The 20,898-nt window shown below is 56.7% G+C and carries 21 protein-coding genes and 2 tRNA genes; 8 read left to right on the top strand and 15 right to left on the bottom strand.

The features are described 5' to 3' along the window. Positions 1 to 128 precede the first annotated feature (128 nt). From DVA43_RS07860 to mdtK, 3 genes are all read right to left on the bottom strand, one after another. Positions 129 to 205 (bottom strand) — tRNA-Val (locus DVA43_RS07860). Positions 206 to 209: 4 nt separating this feature from the next. Further along, positions 210 to 286, bottom strand: a tRNA-Val gene (locus DVA43_RS07855). Between the two features lie 151 nt (positions 287 to 437). Beyond that, on the bottom strand, positions 438 to 1,811 hold the full coding sequence (gene mdtK / locus DVA43_RS07850; protein WP_103823931.1) for an MdtK family multidrug efflux MATE transporter: 1,374 nt from the start codon (positions 1,809 to 1,811) through the stop codon (positions 438 to 440). Between the two features lie 222 nt (positions 1,812 to 2,033). On the opposite strand from mdtK, the gene DVA43_RS07845 reads away from it, so the two are divergent. Then, a complete protein-coding gene (locus DVA43_RS07845; RefSeq protein ID WP_114315188.1) occupies positions 2,034 to 2,678 on the top strand; it encodes a riboflavin synthase subunit alpha in 645 nt (214 codons plus the stop codon). A 32-nt stretch (positions 2,679 to 2,710) separates the two neighbouring features. Here DVA43_RS07845 and cfa read toward each other — a convergent pair whose 3' ends face one another. Further along, complete coding sequence (cfa, locus tag DVA43_RS07840) at positions 2,711 to 3,859, bottom strand: cyclopropane fatty acyl phospholipid synthase (protein ID WP_103823901.1); 1,149 nt, start codon at positions 3,857 to 3,859, stop codon at positions 2,711 to 2,713. Positions 3,860 to 4,139: 280 nt separating this feature from the next. After that, positions 4,140 to 5,336 (bottom strand): purine nucleoside transporter PunC, encoded by a 1,197-nt coding sequence (gene punC / locus DVA43_RS07835; RefSeq protein WP_114315187.1) that lies wholly within the window; start codon positions 5,334 to 5,336, stop codon positions 4,140 to 4,142. A gap of 115 nt (positions 5,337 to 5,451) precedes the next feature. Between punC and punR the strand changes: the two genes are divergently transcribed. Then, on the top strand, positions 5,452 to 6,375 hold the full coding sequence (gene punR / locus DVA43_RS07830) for a DNA-binding transcriptional activator PunR (protein WP_114315186.1): 924 nt from the start codon (positions 5,452 to 5,454) through the stop codon (positions 6,373 to 6,375). 5 nt (positions 6,376 to 6,380) lie between these two features. Here the strand turns inward: punR and purR are convergent, their stop codons facing one another. Continuing rightward, on the bottom strand, positions 6,381 to 7,406 hold the full coding sequence (gene purR / locus DVA43_RS07825) for an HTH-type transcriptional repressor PurR (protein WP_103179356.1): 1,026 nt from the start codon (positions 7,404 to 7,406) through the stop codon (positions 6,381 to 6,383). Between the two features lie 296 nt (positions 7,407 to 7,702). Here purR and DVA43_RS07815 point away from each other — a divergent pair, with 296 nt between their 5' ends. Together DVA43_RS07815 and DVA43_RS07810 are read left to right on the top strand one after the other, a co-directional pair. Continuing rightward, a complete protein-coding gene (locus tag DVA43_RS07815) occupies positions 7,703 to 7,792 on the top strand; it encodes a YnhF family membrane protein (protein ID WP_103179357.1) in 90 nt (29 codons plus the stop codon). A 164-nt stretch (positions 7,793 to 7,956) separates the two neighbouring features. Further along, entirely contained in the window at positions 7,957 to 9,123 is a 1,167-nt protein-coding gene (locus DVA43_RS07810) for an MFS transporter (protein WP_114315185.1), read from the top strand. A 38-nt stretch (positions 9,124 to 9,161) separates the two neighbouring features. Here the strand turns inward: DVA43_RS07810 and sodB are convergent, their stop codons facing one another. Together sodB and DVA43_RS07800 are read right to left on the bottom strand one after the other, a co-directional pair. Then, entirely contained in the window at positions 9,162 to 9,743 is a 582-nt protein-coding gene (gene sodB / locus DVA43_RS07805; protein ID WP_114315184.1) for a superoxide dismutase [Fe], read from the bottom strand. A 122-nt stretch (positions 9,744 to 9,865) separates the two neighbouring features. Further along, entirely contained in the window at positions 9,866 to 10,708 is an 843-nt protein-coding gene (locus DVA43_RS07800) for a C40 family peptidase (RefSeq protein ID WP_114315183.1), read from the bottom strand. A gap of 336 nt (positions 10,709 to 11,044) precedes the next feature. Between DVA43_RS07800 and grxD the strand changes: the two genes are divergently transcribed. After that, positions 11,045 to 11,392 (top strand): monothiol glutaredoxin 4, encoded by a 348-nt coding sequence (gene grxD, locus DVA43_RS07795; RefSeq protein WP_032617810.1) that lies wholly within the window; start codon positions 11,045 to 11,047, stop codon positions 11,390 to 11,392. 44 nt (positions 11,393 to 11,436) lie between these two features. Here the strand turns inward: grxD and rnt are convergent, their stop codons facing one another. The 5 genes from rnt to eptA form a co-directional block, all read right to left on the bottom strand. Continuing rightward, positions 11,437 to 12,087 carry a ribonuclease T gene (gene rnt / locus DVA43_RS07790; RefSeq protein ID WP_114315182.1) on the bottom strand — a complete coding sequence of 217 codons (651 nt, stop codon included), beginning with the start codon at positions 12,085 to 12,087 and terminating at the stop codon, positions 11,437 to 11,439. A gap of 96 nt (positions 12,088 to 12,183) precedes the next feature. Further along, positions 12,184 to 12,591 (bottom strand): lactoylglutathione lyase, encoded by a 408-nt coding sequence (gene gloA, locus DVA43_RS07785; protein ID WP_103823907.1) that lies wholly within the window; start codon positions 12,589 to 12,591, stop codon positions 12,184 to 12,186. 83 nt (positions 12,592 to 12,674) lie between these two features. Further along, a complete protein-coding gene (locus DVA43_RS07780; RefSeq protein ID WP_114315181.1) occupies positions 12,675 to 13,772 on the bottom strand; it encodes an alkene reductase in 1,098 nt (365 codons plus the stop codon). 53 nt (positions 13,773 to 13,825) lie between these two features. Then, positions 13,826 to 14,425: a TetR/AcrR family transcriptional regulator gene (locus tag DVA43_RS07775; protein WP_114315180.1), complete on the bottom strand. Its 600-nt coding sequence runs from the start codon at positions 14,423 to 14,425 to the stop codon at positions 13,826 to 13,828. 38 nt (positions 14,426 to 14,463) lie between these two features. Beyond that, positions 14,464 to 16,092, bottom strand: coding sequence for a phosphoethanolamine transferase EptA (eptA, locus tag DVA43_RS07770; protein ID WP_114315179.1), 1,629 nt, complete (start codon positions 16,090 to 16,092; stop codon positions 14,464 to 14,466). 147 nt (positions 16,093 to 16,239) lie between these two features. Here eptA and DVA43_RS07765 point away from each other — a divergent pair, with 147 nt between their 5' ends. From DVA43_RS07765 to sodC, 3 genes are all read left to right on the top strand, one after another. Then, the gene (locus tag DVA43_RS07765; protein ID WP_103179366.1) at positions 16,240 to 16,479 is read left to right on the top strand and encodes a DUF1289 domain-containing protein; all 240 of its coding nucleotides are present in this window, start codon (positions 16,240 to 16,242) and stop codon (positions 16,477 to 16,479) included. A 49-nt stretch (positions 16,480 to 16,528) separates the two neighbouring features. Further along, on the top strand, positions 16,529 to 17,425 hold the full coding sequence (locus tag DVA43_RS07760) for an aldo/keto reductase family oxidoreductase (protein ID WP_103823911.1): 897 nt from the start codon (positions 16,529 to 16,531) through the stop codon (positions 17,423 to 17,425). A gap of 80 nt (positions 17,426 to 17,505) precedes the next feature. Beyond that, positions 17,506 to 18,024 carry a superoxide dismutase [Cu-Zn] SodC gene (gene sodC / locus DVA43_RS07755; RefSeq protein WP_103179368.1) on the top strand — a complete coding sequence of 173 codons (519 nt, stop codon included), beginning with the start codon at positions 17,506 to 17,508 and terminating at the stop codon, positions 18,022 to 18,024. Here sodC and DVA43_RS07750 read toward each other — a convergent pair. Beyond that, positions 18,003 to 20,036: an FUSC family protein gene (locus tag DVA43_RS07750; RefSeq protein WP_114315178.1), complete on the bottom strand. Its 2,034-nt coding sequence runs from the start codon at positions 20,034 to 20,036 to the stop codon at positions 18,003 to 18,005. The two genes, sodC and DVA43_RS07750, sit on opposite strands and share 22 nt — an antisense overlap. Next, positions 20,033 to 20,896: an HlyD family secretion protein gene (locus tag DVA43_RS07745; RefSeq protein ID WP_210406706.1), complete on the bottom strand. Its 864-nt coding sequence runs from the start codon at positions 20,894 to 20,896 to the stop codon at positions 20,033 to 20,035. Before DVA43_RS07745 ends, DVA43_RS07750 begins: the two co-directional genes overlap by 4 nt. Between the last annotated feature and the right edge of the window lie 2 nt (positions 20,897 to 20,898).

Below are 20,898 nucleotides of genomic sequence, written 5' to 3'. Positions count from 1 at the left end.
TTACCGAATCCATGGGAAAAATGCTATGCAGGTTAAGTGTGGTAGAAAACGGGTGATGAGCAACTCAGAAACGAAGCGAAAGTGATAAATCAGAGAAGAAGAGGGATTGCACCATTTCAGAACTGAAATGGTGCGTCCGAGTGGACTCGAACCACCGACCCCCACCATGTCAAGGTGGTGCTCTAACCAACTGAGCTACGGACGCAGAATGGTGCGTTCAATTGGACTCGAACCAACGACCCCCACCATGTCAAGGTGGTGCTCTAACCAACTGAGCTATGAACGCATTGTTGTGTGTGACAACGGGGACGGATATTAGCGGCAGTGGTCGCATGAGGCAAGAGGCAAACCGCAATTTTCTTTCAGATTTCACGCGATTGCTCTATTCCCGCGCAAAATGAAGAGAAAGTAGCCGCCCGCAGGCGGCTGGCGGGTGATTAACGTGCAGCGCGTTGCAAAATCACGCTGGATGGCTGGCGCTGTAAAAAACGCATGCGCAGCATCATCATAACGGCGGCGGAGGTCAGACCGATGATAAAGCCCATCCAGAAACCGGCCGGGCCCATACGATCCACCACCAGATCGGTGAGCGCCAGAATATAGCCGCTCGGCAGACCCAGCACCCAGTAGGCGATAAAGGTGATAAAGAAGATCGACCGCGTATCTTTATAACCTCGCAGCACGCCGCTGCCGATCACCTGGATTGAATCGGAGAGTTGGTACACGGCCGCGAGCAGCATCAGATGGGAGGCCAGCAGCACCACTTCCGGGTTGTCGTTATAGAGCAGGGCGATCTGCTCGCGCAGCGTGACGGTGAACAGCGCGGTGCAGACGGCCATGCACATGCCTACGCCAATGCCGGTCCGGGCCGCGATTTGCGCATCCAGCGTAGAGCCCTGACCGAGGCGATAACCGACGCGAATGGTCACCGCGGCAGCAAGCGACAGCGGCAGAACGAACATCAGCGAGCTGAAGTTAAGGGCGATCTGGTGCCCGGCTACATCCACAATCCCCAGCGGGGAGACGAGCAGGGCGACCACCGCGAACAGCGTCACCTCGAAAAAGAGCGCCAGCGCGATAGGCAGGCCCAGCTGCACCAGACGTTTGACCACCTCCATGTCAGGCTGGCTGAAACCCGCTTTGTTACGGATATCACGCATGGAGCGGGCGCGCTTCACATAGGAGAGCATGCCGAAGAACATCACCCAGTAGACTGCCGCTGTGGCAACGCCGCAGCCGATGCCGCCCAGTTCAGGCATGCCGAAATGACCGTAAATAAAGATGTAGTTCACCGGAATATTGACCAGCAGGCCGATAAAGCCCATCACCATGCCCGGTTTGGTCTTCGCCAGACCTTCGCACTGATTACGCATCACCTGGAAGAATAAATAACCCGGCGTCCCCCAGAGAAGGGCGCGTAAATAGCCGACGGCTTTATCCGCCAGGGCCGGGTCAATATTGCGCATGGCGTGAATAATATAGCCCGCGTTCCATAGCACCAGCATGATCAACACCGAGACCAGACCGGCCAGCCAAAAGCCCTGGCGGATCTGATGGGCGATACGATCCCGCCGCCCGGAGCCGTTAAGCTGGGCAATCACTGGCGTCAAGGCCAGCAGCAGGCCGTGGCCGAAGAGAATAGCCGGTAGCCAGATAGAGGTACCGATGGCTACCGCGGCCATATCGGTGGCGCTGTAACCACCCGCCATAACCGTATCGACGAACCCCATTGAGGTCTGGGCGATTTGCGCGAGTATCACCGGGATTGCCAGAGCTAATAACTGACGCGCTTCACTCATGTACTTCTGCACGTGAACACCTTTGGTTTTGTTGTTATTTGAATGCAAAAAAAGCCGCTGCGAAAAACAGCAAGAAGAAGATGCGGGGAATTCCAGCTATTGTAGCGGGGATAAGCTAATTATCTAGTGAAAAAATCGCCAGAAAAGGTGGGTACTGGCAACCTCTATTTTCAACTGTTATTGTGGTGAGATTAAACGGTGTTAACACCGAAGGAACAAACAGGAGTCGTAAGCATGTTTACTGGTATTGTGCAGGGCACCGCGAAACTGGTGTCCATTGATGAAAAACCCAACTTCCGCACCCATGTCGTCGCCCTGCCGGATGAGATGCTTGATGGGCTGGAGACCGGGGCATCGGTTGCACACAACGGTTGTTGCCTGACGGTGACCGAAATTAACGGTAATCTCATCAGCTTCGATTTAATGAAAGAGACGCTGCGCATTACCAATTTGGGCGACCTGGTTGAGGGCGATATTGTTAACGTGGAGCGCGCCGCGAAATTCAGCGACGAAATTGGCGGGCATTTAATGTCAGGCCATATTATGACCACCGCGGAAATCGCCAAAATCCTCACCTCAGAAAATAATCGTCAAATCTGGTTCAAGGTGCAGGATCCGTCATTGATGAAGTACATCCTCTATAAAGGTTTTATTGGCGTGGATGGCATCAGTCTGACCGTCGGTGAAGTAACGCCTACCCGATTCTGCGTCCACCTGATCCCCGAGACGCTGCAGCGCACCACCCTCGGCAGCAAAAAGCTGGGTCACAGAGTGAATATCGAAATCGATCCGCAAACCCAGGCGGTGGTCGATACCGTAGAGCGCGTACTGGCGGCAAAAGAGGCCGCCGCTATCCAGCAGACGCTCAACGACGCATGATAAAAAAAGACCCCGGCAAGCCGGGGTCTTTTTTAGCGGGCCACCCGCAGGCCGTGCTCCACACCGCGGCTGAATACCACCTGCCACAGCTGAATATCACGGGCGCGAAACGCACCGGCACAGGCATTCAGATAGTAGCTGAACATCCGTTTAAATCGTTCAGAATAGTTGTCGGCGATCTCCGGCCAGCTGGCAATGAAGCGCTCATGCCAGGCCATCAGCGTGGTATCGTAATCAGCGCCAAAATTATGCCAGTCCTCCATCACAAAATGGGCTTCGCTGGCGTTGGCAATCTGGCGAACTGAGGGTAAACAGCCATTCGGAAAGATGTACTTGTCTATCCAGGGATCGACGCGATGGTCGGTTTTTCTCGAACCAATGGTATGCAGCAGGAACAGGCCATCCGGCTTCAGGTTACGATCCACCACCTCAAAATAGGTGTTGTAGTTTTTCGGCCCCACGTGCTCAAACATCCCCACCGAGACAATGCGGTCGAACTGATCGTTCAGATCGCGGTAATCCTGCAACAGGATAGTCACATCCAGCCCGGCGCAACGCGCCTGCGCCATGCGTTGCTGTTCCGCTGAAATGGTCACACCGACTACGCTCACGCCATAGTGCTGCGCCATAAACTCTGCCAGACCACCCCAGCCGCAGCCGATATCCAGTACCCGCATACCGGGCTGTAGCTGCAGTTTTTCGCAGATGAGGCGCAGTTTATCCTGCTGCGCCTGCTCAAGCGTGGTGGCCTCTTTCCAGTAACCGCAGGAGTACTGCATCGCCGGATCGAGCATGCGGCTGAACAGGTCGTTGCCAAGATCGTAATGCTCTTTGCCGACAATCCAGGCGCGCTTTTTACTTTGCAGGTTGAACAGGCGGGCAGTAGCAATGCGAAGGGTATCCTTCAGGTGGCTGGGCAGCTGTGATTCAAGACCCGCGCGCAACACCTTGTGGAAAAAGATGTCCAGCCGTTCGCACTCCCACCAGCCGTCCATATAGCTCTCGCCGAGACCCAGCGAGCCCTGCTTCAGGACGCGTTTAAAAAAATCGGGGTGTTTAATTTGTAGATCGGAGGATGCCGGGCCGTTGATGGTGATACCCGCGCGGCTCAGCAATTCATTGACTATCCGGAACCAGTCATCATTCCGGATGCTGACTTCTTCTATACACGATGAACTCATAGCTTCTCCATCACCTAATGTGATCAGAACCCATAAACAGCGTAGACGCTCTTTATGGAGAGTGAGAAATTTCACGGTGTGACCCGTGAGGCTAATATCCGACGTAGAACAGAGGAAGGGAGAGGACCCTTGCCGAAAGGCCATCCATGGTAAAACGGGAGCACTCCGGCTCCCGTTAACACTTAATATTTGTAGTATTTATCAGAACGCTTCAGTCAGTATAGGACTGATATCATGGTGATTCAACAGGATATTGTTAGCGCGCTAATTAACTCTCCTGTCAGGCGTGGGAAGATTCGGCCTGCGGGCGCTCATCCTGCTGGCCCGCGGGGAGATACTGCATCCGATAGCCAAGCGCAGCCAGCACGACGGTTGCGACCATTACGCTGGTGGTGGTGAGCAACGGGGTGGCAATCAGCCAGGAGACCAGCAGGCTGGCGAGGAAGCAGAGTCCCAGTTGCAGGGTGTTCTGCAGCGCCGCCGCGCTGCCGGTCGCCTGCGGGAAGGGACGCAGCGCCTGCGCCACGACGATAGGGTAGATGGCACCGTTCGCCACTGCCATCAGGCAGAAGGGGGCCAGCAGCGCCGCCAGGCTGACGCCCGGGATAAACCCGACCGCCCAGGTGCCGATCACGCTGACGGCAAACAGGCCCAGCAGCCACGGCAGCATTTGGTGACCCTGCCATTTTTGCAGCGCGGCGCGGCAGCCATAACCCCCAATCAGGAAGGCGATGGTCTGCGGCACATAGCTCAGGCCAATTACCGCCGGGCTGTAGCCCATCTCGTTGAGGATAAACGGCGAGCCGGTCAGCCAGGCGAAGAAGCTGGCAGAACAGGCAGCGTAGATCAGCACGTTACCGCGGTAGATGCGGGAGCGAAGCAGGGTAAAGAAGGTCACGCGGGAGGTTGGCTGCGCCTCTTTTACCGTCACTGGCTTCAGGAAAAAGGCCGGGATCATCAGCACCAGGGTAATGGCAAACAGCACCGCAAAAATGGCCTGCCAGCTGAAATGGGCGAGGATCCAGCTACCGAGCAGCGGTGCCAGCGCCGGCGACAAGCCAACCAGCGGCATGATGGTGGCGAAAATGCGGTTGGTTCGCGATGCCGGGTAGTAATCGGTCACCAGCGCCTGCCATGTCACCGCCGCGGCGCAGACGCCCACCGCCTGGATGAAGCGTAGCACCAGCAGCCAGGTGGCGTCGCGTACCCACAGCATGCCGAGGCAGCCGAATGCAAAGATGGCTAAGCCAGCCAGCAGCACCGGCTTGCGTCCGAAGCGATCAGACATCGGTCCCCAGAGCAGCTGCGCGAAGGCAAAACCGGCCAGGAAGAGGCTCAGGCTGGCGCTGATGGCGGCAGCCGGGGTTTGCAGATCCGCCTGCATGATGGCGAACGCAGGCAGATACATATCGGTGGCGAGAAAGCCCAGCACGCTCAGGCCGCCGAGCCAGACTAAAAATCCTTTCCCGGGTTGCATTGTTTTATTGTCCTTATGGATGCAGGTTTAGGTAGCCGCTGAGTGTAGGCAGTGCAATCCCGCTTGTGAAACGCTAATATTTGGCGGTTGCATTCAAATTTTTTGCAGGCAGAAAATGTGGTCAGAATATTCCCTTGAAGTGGTGGATGCCGTTGCGCGTAACGGCAGCTTCAGCGGCGCAGCGCAGGAGTTACATCGCGTCCCGTCAGCCATCAGCTATACGGTGCGTCAGCTTGAGGAGTGGCTGGCGGTGCCGCTGTTTGAACGGCGTCACCGTGATGTGGAGCTGACGCCTGCCGGGCTGTGGTTTCTGAAGGAGGGGCGCTCTGTTATCAAAAAAATGCAGATCACCCGCGAACAGTGTCAGCAGATCGCCAACGGCTGGCGCGGGCATATCTCCATTGCGGTGGATAACATTGTACGTCCCGAGCGCACCCGTCAGATGATTGTCGACTTTTATCGCCACTTCGCTGACGTTGAGCTGCGCGTCTCCCAGGAGGTCTTTAACGGTGTCTGGGATGCGCTGGCGGACGGCAGGGTGGAGATGGCGATCGGCGCGACCCAGGCGATACCGGTGGGGGGACGCTACGCGTTTCGCGATATGGGGATGCTAAGCTGGGTCTGCGTGGTGGCCAGCCACCATCCGCTGGCCGCGCTTCCCGGCCCGCTCAGCGATGACACTCTGCGCAACTGGCCGTCGCTGGTGCGGGAAGATACCTCCCGCTCGCTGCCGAAACGGATCACCTGGCTGCTGGATAACCAGCGGCGGATCGTCACCCCGGACTGGGAATCCTCTGCGACCTGCCTGTCTGCCGGGCTGTGCGTGGGGATGGTGCCGGTCCATTTTGCCCGGCCGTGGATAGACAGTGGCAAATGGGTGGCGCTGTCGCTGGAAAACCCCTTCCCGGATGCGGCCTGCTGCCTCACCTGGCAACAAAACGACATGTCACCGGCGCTGGCGTGGCTGCTGGATTATCTGGGGGACAGTGAAACGATGAACAGGGAGTGGCTGCGGGAGCCAGAGGTACTGGCTCCCTGAGCGGATCAACGGCGGTAGTCGCGGAACGGGCCATCGGCGACAGAGCGGCGTTCGATCAAACGCGGATGCACTTCAATAGACTGCGACTCTTCACGTTTGTTGACGATACGGTCGAGCAGCATGTTGAAGGCGGTCTCGCCCAGCGAATCTTTTGGCTGGTGGATGGTGGTCAGCGCCGGGGTGAAGAAACGGGCGTTGCGCACGTTATCATACCCGATCAGCGAAACGTCCTGCGGCACGCGCAGCCCCATCTCGTCAGCGGCACACAGGGCACCCATCGCCATCACATCCCCGCCGCAGAAAATAGCGGTTGGACGCGGCGTCTGGGAGAGGATCTGCTGCATGGCGCGATAGCCGGACTCCGGCTCAAAGTCGCCCTGGACGATCCAGTTTTCTGGCACCGTGATTAAGGCCTCTTCCATCGCTTTCATAAAACCGGCCAGACGACCGGCGCCGGTGTTGCGCTCCAGCGCCCCCGGGATGACGCCGATATCGCGATGACCGCGTTCGATCAGATAACGTCCGGCCATGTAGCCACCTTCAAAGGCGTTATCAATGACCGAGTCGGTGAAGTCGGCTTTCGCTTCGCCCCAGTCCATCACCACCATCGGAATGTTGCGATACTCTTCCAGCATCTTCAGCAGCGGCTCCGGATATTCCGAGCACATCACCAGCAGGCCGTCGACGCGCTTTTGCGCCATCATCGACAGATAGGCCCGCTGCTTCTCCAGGCTGTTCCAGGCGTTGCCGAGGATCAGGGTGTAACCTTTCTGGAAGCAGTTTTTCTCTACCGCTTCAATAATTTCTGCGAAGTAGGGGGCTTCGCTGCTGGTCGCCAGCAGGCCGATCGATTTGGTGTGGTTCACCTTCAGACTACGGGCGACGGCGCTCGGAGAATAGTGCAGCTCTTTGATCGCTGCCCAGACGTTGTTACGCGTCTCTTCCGCCACAAAGCGGGTTTTGTTAATAACATGTGATACGGTTGTAGTGGAAACGTTTGCGCGTTTCGCTACGTCTTTAATTGTTGCCATCAGATGTCACTCCAGACCATATCTTAAGCTCCTGAAAAACCAATAGGTAAACGTTTGCCTTCACTCGCCCTAATTGCGCAATTTGAATTGCGGTACGCCGGGAAAACGACACAGGACGTCAGGAGGGGGTCAATGGCCGGTACGCTAATAAATTTAGCGTGGAATTTTGGCTGATCTTGACCAAAAGGGGAAGAGTAAAAATCGATATCATTCTAAATCCAGCAAGATTTTTACCCTGAACTGTGCAAAAATGAGCAAGCTCACTCTTCGTAGGGTGATTAAAAGGAGAAAAATTGATGAGTACCGATCTTAAGTTTTCGCTGATTACCACCGTTATTGTTCTGGGTCTGATCGTTGCCAGCGGTCTGACGGCTGCGCTGCACTGATATTTGTGAGGGAGCTCATGCTCCCTCGTCTCCCTTCTGCTATTGTTACGCTTCCTGCAAAAATCTTTTGCCAAATTGTTAACTTCTCATTTTTTGTGATTGATGTCATGCTTTCGCCTTCATTGTTCTGTGTCGCCTGACGACACGGTATCCGGAGTTGAAGTATGAAAATCAATTTTCCGCTGCTGGCCCTGGCCATTGGCGCATTTGGCATCGGCACCACCGAGTTTTCTCCAATGGGACTGCTACCGGTTATCGCCCGGGGTGTGGATGTCTCTATTCCTGCTGCGGGCATGTTAATCAGTGCTTACGCTATCGGGGTAATGGTAGGAGCGCCGCTGATGACCTTGCTGCTTTCCCATCGCGGCCGTCGTAATGCGCTGATCTTCCTGATGGCGATTTTTACCGTCGGCAACGTGCTGTCGGCGCTCTCCCCGGATTACACCACCCTGATGCTGTCGCGTATTTTGACCAGCCTTAATCACGGCGCCTTCTTTGGCCTCGGGTCGGTGGTCGCCGCAAGCGTGGTGCCGAAGCATAAACAGGCCAGCGCCGTAGCAACCATGTTTATGGGGCTCACCATCGCCAATATTGGCGGCGTACCTGCCGCAACGTGGATGGGCGAAGCTATCGGCTGGCGGATGTCCTTCCTGGCGACGGCGCTTCTGGGCGTGGTCTCGATGGTCGCGCTCTTCTTCTCCCTCCCAGCGGGCGGCGCGGGCGAAAAGCCGGAGGTGCGCAAGGAGCTGGCAGTGCTGATGCGCCCGCAGGTGCTTTCCGCCTTGCTGACCACGGTGCTGGGCGCCGGAGCGATGTTCACCCTCTATACCTACATTGCGCCCGTTCTGCATGACATTAACCAGGCGACACCTGTTTTTGTTACCGCGATGCTGGTGCTGATTGGCGTCGGTTTCTCGCTCGGCAACTTCCTGGGCGGCAAGCTGGCGGACCGCTCCGTAAGCGGTACCCTGAAAGGCTTTTTAATGCTGCTGATCGCGATTATGTTGGCGATCCCGTGGCTGGCACGTAATGAAGTGGGGGCGGCGTTCGCGATGGTGGTTTGGGGGATGGCGACCTTTGCGGTGGTACCGCCGCTGCAAATGCGCGTGATGCGCGTGGCAAGCGATGCGCCAGGGTTGTCCTCTTCCGTCAATATTGGGGCGTTTAACCTGGGGAATGCGCTGGGTGCGGCGGCAGGTGGTGCGGTGATCTCCGGCGGGCTGGGGTACAGCTTTGTTCCGGTGATGGGGGCCATCATTGCCGCGCTGGGGCTTCTGCTGGTGCTAATGGCCGACAGAAAACAACCTGAACCGGTTTGCGCCGCCGAATAACACCAAAAAGCAGAAGGCCCGGCCTTCTGCTTTTTTCGTTATGCTGCGAAGTTCTTCGCAACAAATTCCCAGTTTACCAGCGCCCAAAAGTGCTCAAGGTAGTTCGGGCGCGCATTACGGTAATCGATGTAGTAAGCGTGTTCCCATACATCCACCGTTAACAGCGGGGTAGCGTTGCTGGTCAACGGCGTGCCCGCATTGGACGTGGAAACGATGGCCAGTTTCCCGTCCGCCTCTTTCACCAGCCAGGTCCAGCCCGCGCCAAAGTTTTTCACCGCGGCGTCGGTAAACTTCGCTTTAAATTCCGCAAAGCTGCCAAAGGTGGCGGTGATGGCGTCAGCCAGATCACCCGTCGGTTCGCCACCGGCCTGTGGCGCCAGGCAGTGCCAGTAGAAGGTGTGGTTCCACACCTGGGCGGCGTTATTGAAGATGCCGCCCTCAGAGCTACGCACGATCTCTTCCAGGGTTTTCCCTTCAAATGGGGTGCCGGCGATCAGGTTATTCAGGTTGGTGACATAGGTCTGGTGGTGTTTGCCGTAGTGATACTCCAGGGTTTCCGCAGAAATATGCGGGGCCAGGGCGTCTTTTGCATATGGTAATGCAGGTAATTCAAACGACATTGCTTCTCTCCTTATTATAGTGAACCATCCAATAACCATATTGAATGTAAGGATAGAGTAGCAAATTGAAAGACCCTACAAAAGAGGAACTTACCCCGCAGGCTTACCTACGGGGCAGGGGGTTAACGCAGCGTGCTGGGCTTCATCACGCGGCGAGCGCCAACGTAATGGCGCTGCCAGTAGTCTTCGCTCAGGGAGGTGATCTGAATATCCTGGCCGGTACGCGGCGACTGAATAAATTTGCCGTTGCCAACGTAGACACCAACGTGATCGGCGGTGCCGCGACCCTGGGTGCGGAAGAACACCAGATCGCCGCTTTCGAGCTCACCGCGATCCACCGGGGAGGCGTCACGCAGATGGTACATTTCGTTGGCGGTGCGCGGGATGCGGAACTTCACCAGATCTTTATAGGCGTAATAGACCAGACCACTGCAGTCGAAACCGGTACGCGGTGAGCTGCCGCCCCAGCGATACGGTTTACCAATCTGGCCCATCAGCTTATTTAACGCCGTTTTCTGCGCTTTTTGCACCCGGACTTTGTGCGCTTCGGCAAGGGTCGTGGTCTTGCTGGTTTTCACGCACTGCGCTTTACGTCCTTTACGGGATGTACATTTTTCTGTCACAACGCGGGAAGCGGTTTGAGTTGTACGGGGCGCGCTGCGGGAGGAATTTTTGCTTTTCTTACTGGAGGTGGCTGGCTGTGTTTTAGCGAGGCTGCTTTTTTTGCTGCTGCTCTTTTTACTGGCGGTGCTTTTTTTACTGGCGGTGCTTTTTTTGCTGGTGCTCTCTTTTTTCGTGGTTTTGCCGGTGCTGCTTTTTTTCTTCGGTTCGGTGGCTTTCGCCAGATGCGTTTTGTGGGCGGCAGAAGGCCGCGCCTGCTCTGAGGCATTTGCCACCGGCGTGAAGGTGAGAGATGAAAACAGCAAAGCACAGAGCGTGATCGAGAATTTATTTATTCGCGCCACTGGGCATTCCCCTGGTAATAGCTGGATATAAATTATCCTGCGTCTGATTTACAAAACTTGTCGATTCTAATCTATAAAAAGCCTCTGCGTTAATAAACTTTTTGCATCTAAAACTGCGTTTCGTTAGCAAGTGCAAAAAATCGGAATTTCAACCGGTTGATTTGTACATTCGCTGAGCAAAGCCGCAGGGGAGAGCGGGATAAGGTAGTTTTACAATGCAACTTTACGCCACGCGCGGTAAAATCATATACGTGACGAAAATGTTATTTTCCGTAGTCGGCCTGAAACGCTACAATGTCAGACTATTGCCGTAACAGAAGTAAAAGGAAGCAAGACATGAGCACTACTATTGAAAAAATTCAGCAGCAGATTGCTGAAAACCCGATCCTGCTGTACATGAAAGGTTCTCCGAAACTGCCTAGCTGTGGTTTCTCCGCTCAGGCGGTGCAGGCGCTCTCTGCCTGTGGCGAACGTTTTGCTTACGTTGATATTCTGCAGAACCCGGATATCCGCGCTGAGCTGCCAAAATACGCTAACTGGCCGACCTTCCCGCAGCTGTGGGTTGACGGTGAACTGGTTGGCGGTTGCGACATCCTGATTGAGATGTATCAGCGCGGCGAACTGCAGCAGCTGATCAAAGAGACGGCTGCGAAGTACAAATCTGAAGAGCCAGGCGCCGAGTAATCTTGCGCACGGTAAATAAAAAAGCGACCTTCCGGTCGCTTTTTTTATGCGTTGTTGCCAACATCTGGCAGCGGCCAGCCGCCGAGACGCTTCCAGCGGTTAACGATTTCGCAAAACAGTTCCGCCGTGCGTTCGGTATCGTACAGGGCGGAGTGCGCCTGTGTGCCGTCAAAATCGATACCGGCGGTAATACAGGCTTTCGACAGCACGGTTTGCCCCAGCGCAAGCCCGCTTAAGGCCGCGGTATCGAAGGTCACAAACGGGTGAAACGGATTACGTTTCAGCGACGCCCGCTCGGCGGCAGCCATCATAAAGCTGTGATCGAAGGTGGCATTGTGCGCCACCATGATTGCGCGATTACAGTTCTGCTCTTTCATGCCCTTGCGCACCATTTTAAAGATGGCATGCAGCGCGTCATATTCACTCACTGCCCCACGCAGCGGGTTATGCGGATCAATGCCATTAAATGCCAGCGCCTCAGGCTGCAGGTTCGCCCCTTCAAAAGGTTCAACATGAAAATGCAGCGTGGAATCCGGCAGCAAATTGCCCTGTTCATCCATCTTCAACGTGATGGCGGCAATTTCCAACAGCGCATCGGTTTTGGCGTTAAATCCAGCGGTTTCGACATCAATCACGACAGGATAAAAACCACGAAAACGGTCGCACAGACCGGTAAGTTGAGCGTTATCGGACATCTGGATCTCTTACAAGGGGAAAAAAGCAGTGCGTATTATGGCAAATTTTGAGGCGAGATGCAGTAAAACAACGGGCGCATGGCGCGCCCGTCAGGATCAGTTGCCCAGACCGCGACCGGCGTCTTTGGCTTCGATCAGTTCGATTTTATAACCGTCCGGATCTTCAACGAAGGCGATCACGGTGGTGCCGCCCTTAACCGGACCCGCTTCGCGGGTCACGTTGCCGCCATTGCTGCGGATACGCTCGCAGGCTTCTGCCGCGTTATCCACTTCCAGGGCGATATGGCCGTAGGCTGTGCCCAGCTCGTAGCTATCCACACCCCAGTTATAGGTGAGTTCGATAACCGCTTCGTCGCTCTCCGGGCCGTAACCGACAAAGGCCAGGGAGTATTTGTATTCCGGGTTTTCGCTGGTGCGCAGCAGGGTCATGCCCAGCACGTTGGTGTAGAAATCGATGGAACGTTGCAGATCGCCAACGCGCAGCATGGTGTGAAGTAGGCGCATATTATCCTCTTAGCTTTTATCATCTTGAACAGAAACGATGTTTTAGTATAGCGGCGAAGTGTCGCCGCTATCAATGCGAGGGCTTATAAAGAGGGGTAATCGGTGTAACCTTCCGCGCCGCCGCCGTAGAAGCTCTCCGGACGCTGCGGGTTCAGCTCGGCTTTGCGCTGCAGACGAGCCACCAGGTCCGGGTTGGCGATATAGGCGCGGCCAAAGGCCACGGCATCGATCAGCCCTTTGTTAATCAGATCTTCGGCTTTCTCCGGTGTATAAGCCCCGGCACCGATGATCACGCCCGGGAAGCGATCGCGCACTTTCTGACGGAAGGCGTCGGTGTATGGCTCGCCGCCAGCCCAGTCTGGCTCGGACATGTGCAGATAAGCGATGCCGCGTTTTGCCAGCTCTTCGATCAGATACAGCGCGTCGGCTTCTTCGTTCGGGCCGTTATCCACGTTCTGGAAAGAACCGATTGGCGAAACGCGAATACCAATACGATCCGCGCTCCACTCTGCAGAAACCGCATCAATCACCTCGAGCACCAGACGGGCGCGATTCTCAACGCTGCCGCCATACTGGTCAGTACGCTGGTTAGAGGAAGGCGACAGGAACTGGTGCAGCAGATAGCCGTGGGCCCCGTGCAGTTCAACCAGATCGAAACCGGCTTCGCGGGCATTGGCGACGGCCTGGCGGAAATCGTTCACGATCCCTGGGATCTCGTCCAGCTCCAGCGCACGTGGCGTGGTGGTGTCAACGCGAATGGCGTTGCCATTCTCATCGCGCAGGGAGGTGCGGGTGCCCGCATTGATCGCAGAGGCAGACACCGGCGCCTGGCCGCCAGGCTGGATGCTGCTGTGGGAGATACGGCCGGTGTGCCACAGCTGAACGGCGATGCGGCCATCTTCAGCATGCACGCCGTCGGTGATTTTCTTCCACGCCGCGATCTGCTCCGGGCTGTGCAGGCCAGGGGCGCCGGCATAACCTTTTGCCTGAGCAGAAATTTGCGTGGCTTCGGAGATGATCAGTCCTGCGCTCACGCGCTGGCGATAGTATTCGCCCATCAGCGGCGTCGGGATATCACCCGGCTCAATGCTGCGCAGGCGGGTGAGGGGCGCCATAAAGACACGGTTTGGTGCTTCGATCGCGCCCACCTTAAGCGGGGTAAACAATTTTTCAGCTGACATAAAGGCTCCTGAGTAGACCGGTCGTCTAGTAATTTGCGAAATAAAAACGCCTGTTAACTGCCAGGCGTAGCAATAATGGTTTTGACATGATCCAGGGCGCTTTCAAGCGGCAGCGCGCTGCGGGACATTTTGGCCTGCAGATTGGCCCCCAGCCACAGGGAGTAGAGCACCTGCGCCTGGGTGAGCGGTTCCCCGACGAAGGCCAGGGATTTCTCCTCGCGCCCCTTCGCCAGCGCCTGCGCCAGCAGGGTGATGACACCCGTGGCCCCTTTATCCATTGCCGTGCGCATATCTTCCGACAGATCGCACACTTCAGCAGAGAGTTTTACCGTCAGACAGCCGCTGATAATGCCCTGGGCACAGAACTGGGCCAGCGTCTCCTGATAATAAGCCAGAACACGATCGCGATAATTGCCCTGACCGCTGGCGAAATGGTTGGCCAGACGCTGATGGTAATCCGCGTAATGCCGCTCCAGCAGCGCCACGCCAAACGCCTCTTTTGAGCGGAAGTAGTGATAAAACGACCCCTTCGGCACATCGGCGGTTTTCAGCAGCTCGCTCAGACCCATCCCGGTGAACCCGCGGTGCATACAAAGACGCTCGCCGGTCGCAAGGAGATGTTCGCGTGTATCGTGTTCAGTGTGCTTATTCATGTCGACAATGTAATAGACCAATCGGTCTATTGCAAGCCTTACGTTCGACGACAGGCAGTAAGCAGGTCCATTTGCGGCTGATAAACGGAGGTGCGAATGTTCATCATCCCCAGCACCGTGGAGAAGAGATTATCCTGCGACACCGCCTCTTTCGCGGCCTGGTTACGCAGGCACTGCGCATCCACGCCAAAGTTCTTTTTATAGTCCTGCGAGAGCCAGAACATAAACGGAATGTGCGTCTGCTGCGAAGGCGCCAGCATGTACGGCGTACCGTGCAGGTAAAGACCGTTTTCCCCCAGCGATTCTCCGTGATCGGAGAGATAAACCAGCGCCGTGTTCATCGCCGCCTGACGCGCCTTCAGGGCGTCGATGGTTTTACTTACCACGCTGTCGGTATACAGGATGGTATTGTCATAAGTGTTCATCAGCGCCTGGTGATCGCAGTCCTGGATCTGGTTAGTGTCACAGGTCGGCGTAAATTTGCGGTACTGCGCCGGATAGCGCTGATAATAGGCCGGGCCGTGACTGCCCATCAGGTGGATCACCAGCACTGTATCCTGTTTTAGCCCATCCAGGGTCTCATTGAGACGATAGAGGTTAACGTCATCAATACAGGATTTATCCTTACAGAACTGATCCAGCTTCCACTGGGTCATGTCGGTATGCGGGATGCGATTACAGGCCCCTTTACAGCCGCCATCGTTATCCCGCCACAGCAGGTTTACCCCGGCGTGCGCCAGCACATCGAGCAACCCTTCCTGATGATGGGCCAGATCGGCATCATACTTTTTGCGCGGCATTCCTGAGAACATGCACGGCACGGAGACGGCAGTTTCCGTGCCGCAGGAGGAGGCCTGCGGGAAGTTGATCATCTCCTGCTTTTCCAGCTCAGGGTTAGTGTCACGCCCGTAACCGTTGAGGGAGTAGTTTTCAGCCCGGGACGCCTCGCCAATCACCAGCACCAGCACGGTTTTTTTCTGCTGCGCCAGCAGCACCGGGCCTTTACGCGCGTCTTCCCCGAGGTGGATGAGAGTCTGGTCGCCGGCAAACCAGCGCGCCTTGCTGTACTTGACGATGGCGCTGACGTAGTTTGCTGGCGTCACCATTTTGACGATGCCTTTGTTATTGCGAAACAGCGAGGCGTAGTCCTTATAAAAGAGCGCGGCCACCAGAAGGATCACCACCAGGCTGGCGAGGATGGCCGCCACGCGCATCAACAGCGTCTGCCACCACTTACCCGGACGAATACGAATCAGCGCCAGCACGGCGGCTGGCACCAGCCCGGCGATCGCCAGCCACAGCATCAGCTGCGGGGTGATGAGCGCCGTGGCCTCCTGAGAGTTGGTCTCGAAGACGTTAACCATCATATTCTGGTCAATCACCGCGCCGTAGGTAAACATGAACCAGGTCGCCGCCGCGCATCCCAGGGTGAGCAATACCAGCAGCGGTTTACGGATAAGTGGAATATTCAGAATGCTGAAGACAATGACCCAGCCGCAGAACAGCACCAGCGGCACGGTCAGGGCAAAAACAAAATCATGCAGCCGGACGGGGGCGATGACCTGCCAGCTACGGTGAATAAAAAGGGCGTTTAACAGGGTAAACAGGAGCGCGCAGCCCAGCGTGAATCGCGTGTCGTTACACTGTAACTTTTTTAACATCTGCATCATCGTCAACCAGCAAGAATAGTGATGAGGCGAGTATAGGGAGCGAAGATTAGTGAAACCTTAATGCCACAATTCTGTGGTTGACCTCTTGCGTAACCCCGGCTTAAGGTCTTCACTTTACTGAATCTTGGGTTTCGGGAGGTGCGTGTGGCTGAACAACTGGAGTTCTTTCCTGTCCAGAGCCCGTGCCGCGGTATTTGCCAGTCGGATGAGCGAGGGTTTTGTCGCGGCTGTATGCGCAGCCGGGAAGAGCGTTTTAACTGGCAATCAATGAGCGATGCCCAGAAACAGGAGATCCTGCGCCTGTGCCGTCAGCGTCTTTTGCGCAAATTGCGCGCAAACAAGCCCCCTGAAGCTGAAGAACCTCAGCAGCCCTCACTTTTTTAGCGTCACAAACGCGTATACTCTCCCCAGACTTTTTTTAAAGGAAATTGCTATGGTTCAGCGTATTACCCTTGCCCCGCAGGGCCCGGAGTTTTCTCGTTTTGTGATGGGCTACTGGCGTCTGATGGACTGGAACATGTCCGCCCAGGAGCTGGCCAGTTTTATTGAAGAGCATCTGGATCTGGGGATCACCACTGTCGATCACGCCGATATTTATGGCGGCTATCAGTGTGAAGCCGCCTTCGGCGAGGCGATGAAGCTCTCTCCCGCGCTGCGTGAGCGTATGGAGATCGTCACCAAATGCGGTATCGCCACCACGGCGAAAGCGGAGCATGCCCTCGGCCACTACATCACCGACCGCGACCACATTATTCGTAGTGCAGAACAGTCCCTCACGAATCTGGCGACCGATCGCCTTGACCTGCTGCTGATCCACCGTCCCGATCCGCTGATGGACGCCGATGAGGTTGCCGAAGCCTTCCTCGCCCTGCACCAGAGCGGCAAGGTGCGCCATTTTGGTGTCTCTAACTTTACGCCAGCCCAGTTTGCCCTGCTGCAGTCGCGTCTGCCGTTCACCCTGGCGACTAACCAGGTTGAAATTTCACCGGTTTATCAGCCGCTGCTGCTGGATGGTACCCTCGATCAGCTCCAGCAATTGCGTATTCGCCCGATGGCCTGGTCCTGCCTCGGCGGTGGGCGCCTGTTTAATGATGATGCTTTCCAGCCGCTGCGCGATGAGCTGGCGAAGGTAGCCCAGGAGCTGAATGCCGAAACCATCGAGCAGGTGGTCTATGCGTGGATTTTACGTCTGCCATCCCAGCCGCTGCCGATCATCGGTTCCGGCAAAATTGAGCGTGTACGTTCGGCGCTGGCAGCAGAGCAGCTGAACATGACCCGCCAGCAGTGGTTCCGCATCCGCAAAGCTGCGCTGGGTTACGACGTGCCGTAATTCTCTATTTGTCTGACTTTCCGGTTAAAACGTTGCCCCTGGTATAAACTTAAGGGGCAAAAAATAACCAAGGAGGTCATATGAAGCGATTTACTCTGGCAGCGTTGACGCTGGTGGTTTGTGCAGGTGCGCAGGCTGCCAGCGAAGAAGTAAAGATGAACCTCGTCACCTCTCAGGGGATCGGCCAGTCCATCGGGACAGTCACCATCACTGAAACCGATAAAGGCCTTGAGTTTTCCCCGGATCTTAAAGCCCTCCCTCCGGGCGAACACGGTTATCACGTCCACGCCAAAGGCTCCTGCGAACCGGCCATGAAAGATGGCAAACCGTCCGCCGCTGAGGCCGCGGGTGGACACCTCGATCCCCATAACACCGGCAAACATGAAGGGCCGGAGGGGATGGGCCACTTAGGCGATCTGCCAGCGCTGGTGGTCAATAATGACGGTAAAGCGACCGACCCGGTCGTTGCCCCGCGCCTCAAAAAGCTGGATGAGGTGAAAGGCAAAGCGCTGATGATTCATGTCGGCGGGGATAATATGTCGGATCACCCTAAACCTCTGGGCGGTGGCGGGGAGCGCTACGCCTGCGGGGTGATCTGATCGCTCAGGGTGCCCGGTGCGGGTGCCTGTTCCAGCTGGGATAGCGAGCAGTGCAGCCGCCAGATCATGGCTGCAAGCTCCTGTCCGGCGGGCTGTGGATGATGCGCCAGGGTGTCACAGATACGCTGAAGCTCATCCAGCGTGGCGGCCAGGGGACGCTGCTGTACGCCGCGTTCGCTCATAATGTCACGCAGCAGTGAGACGGCGACGTCGCGCACCCGGGCCAGCGGATCCGAGCGCGTCTCCCAGTCCCGTAACTGCCAGACGACATGGCTGCAGTTCAGCAGCACCACTCCCCAACGCAGCAGCCAGCGTCGCGCCAGTGCATCCTGACTGTTATTGAGCTGGTTCACATGGTGATAGACCAGCGATTCGTAGCCATTCTCGCTGAGCCGCGGCCTGCGGCTCAGCTGATCGACAAATCCGCGCCGCAACTCGCGAATGTGACGACGGCTCTTGCGCGCATCCGATCCCGGACGCAGCACCGCAAAGGCCAGCCACGTCAGCCCCACACCAAGAATTTTTGCCAGGTTGTCATTGAGAAAATCGGCAAAGTCATACACCGGCGGGTTGGTCACCGAAATAAATGAACCCATAAAGACAATAAGCTGGCCCCACAGACCGGCGAGGGCGGGCATCTGCTGCTTCAGCAGCTGCATGGTGGTCAGCAGCGGGAAGAGAAACAGCAGGAACAGCCAGAGGTCCGAGATCTGCACCATCAGGCCAAACTTGACCACAAAGCTGAAGAGCGAGAGCAGGATCAGGGTGCGCAGCAGCAGGGTGAGCGAGTTAAAGGGCGAAGCCGCCACCGAATAGAGCACGCTGCTGATCGCGGCCAGGGTCAGGGCCGCTCCCCCGGCTTCCCACTGGGCGGTAATGGTCCAGGCGCCCACCAGACTGAGAGCGCAGAAGGTGCGAAACCCGCTCCACAGCGCTTCCAGATTATCGGTATGCCGGGCCAGCGCCGGGCTGCGGGGAACGATAAACTCTGTTATTGGCGTCGCGGTTTCAACGGCTTTTATCCAGCGGCTGCTCTGTAGATAAAGCCGGCAGAAATAGCGTAGCCGCTGCCAGAAAGCACGATGGCGGTAATCCGCGTCGTTGCCTGGCCTCAGCGGAGCAAGGATCCGCGCCACGGTATAAAAATCGGCGTCAGGCCGGGCAAGGGTGGCGAGCAGCTGGTCAATGACCTCCCGGGTGTGGGCGGGCGGATTGGGCCAGTTCAGCAGCATGCGGCGAAGACTGGAGATGGCGCTGGTCATCCGAAGCTGCTGGTGGAGGAGATAATTGAGCAGGGCATTCTGGCGGCGAAAACGGTAGTGGCTCCAGAAAGCCTGAATGCGCAGCAGGTTCATGGTCAGGATCTGGGCGATAACCTTTTCGTGGGCCAGGCGAATGGCATCGTTACTGTCGGGCTGCCACAGCAGGCTGGCGTGCTCCAGCAGCCGGGTGTGCATGGTTTTCAGTGCGGTAATAAGGGCTTTGCCGTCGGAGGTGCTGGGCAGGATCATCATCATTACCCCGCCGCTAAGGATGCCAATAATGACCTCGCAGACGCGGGCCTGGGCGATATCCCACAGCTGGGTGGTGTCGAGAATATCAATGACCGGAAAGGCGATGATCGCCGCGGTGTATCCGGCCAGCTGGAAGGCATAGGCGACGTTATTGGTGAAATGGGCGCAGGCCCAGGTGCAGAGCGCCAGCCAGGCCGCCATGCTGAACAGAAATAGCCACGGGTCGTTGAGCGTATGACCGGCAATAATCAGCGCTGCGGTGGCACCGAGCAGGCTGCCCGCCACCCGGCCCAGACTTTTACTGATCACCCCGCCAACGGTCGGGAAGCTGACCACCGCCGCCGAGGTCATCGCCCAGTAGGGTTCGTCGAGGTTAAGACAGTAGGCGACAGTGAGGGCCAGGCACATCGCTATCCCGTTGCGCAGGGCGTAGCGCCACTGCGCCGGAGTCGCCTTTATCCATGGCAGGTTGCGCCAGGAGAAAGCGGGCAGGTTCACCGGGCGGTTCCCACAGAGACGGTGCAGGTCGTGCCGGAGACCAGCGTCAGGTCAGGCGGCAACTTGTCAAAACTGATGCGCACCGGGATGCGCTGCGCCAGCCTCACCCAGGGAATATTGGGTTTCACGTCGGGCACCAGTCCTGAATCGGTCTCCACGCTCTGATCGTAGATAGCCCGGCCAATACTCGATACGTGACCCTGTAACTTTTGCGAACTGCTGTAGAGTACGATCTGCGCCGGTGCGCCTTCGCGGATATGCCGGAGCTTGGTCTCTTCAAAATAGCCCACCACGTAAAAGGAGTGGCTGTCGACCAGGGCGAATACCGGCTGGCCGGTGGTGGCGTAATCGCCTACCCGGGTAGAGAGATTGGTGACCCAGCCGTCCACCGGGGCTTTAACCACCGTCTGAGTCAATTGCCACTGCGCCTGTTTTAGCGTGGCTTCAGCCACCGCTACGTTGGCCTGCATCGCCTTGACGTTGATATTGGCGGTATCCAGATCTTCAGCAGAAATATAGTTTCGCGACAGATGGCGACGTCGGTTTGCTTCGTTGTTCGCTTTCGCCAGATCGGACTGGGCTTTAGCCAGCTGCGCCTCGGCGTTGAGCACCGCAATATGGAAAGGGGTTTCATCAATTCTGAAGAGCACCTCTCCCGCATGGACAAACTGGTTATCCTTAATGTGCAGGGTGGTAATGGTGCCGGAGACCTGGGGCGTCACGCTGACCTGTTCGGCGCGCACCTTTCCATCCCGGGTCCAGGGGGAGTGCATATAATAATTCCATAGCCACCATCCGGCGATGATCGCCACGGCAAGAAGCAGTAATGATGAAAAATATTTGATTGTTTTCATAAGTATAG

This window comes from Leclercia sp. W6 (assembly GCF_003336345.1).
Classification (GTDB): Bacteria; Pseudomonadota; Gammaproteobacteria; order Enterobacterales; family Enterobacteriaceae; genus Enterobacter.
Note: the sequence above shows the minus strand (reverse complement) of the source record. Positions and strands in the feature narration are given on the sequence as shown.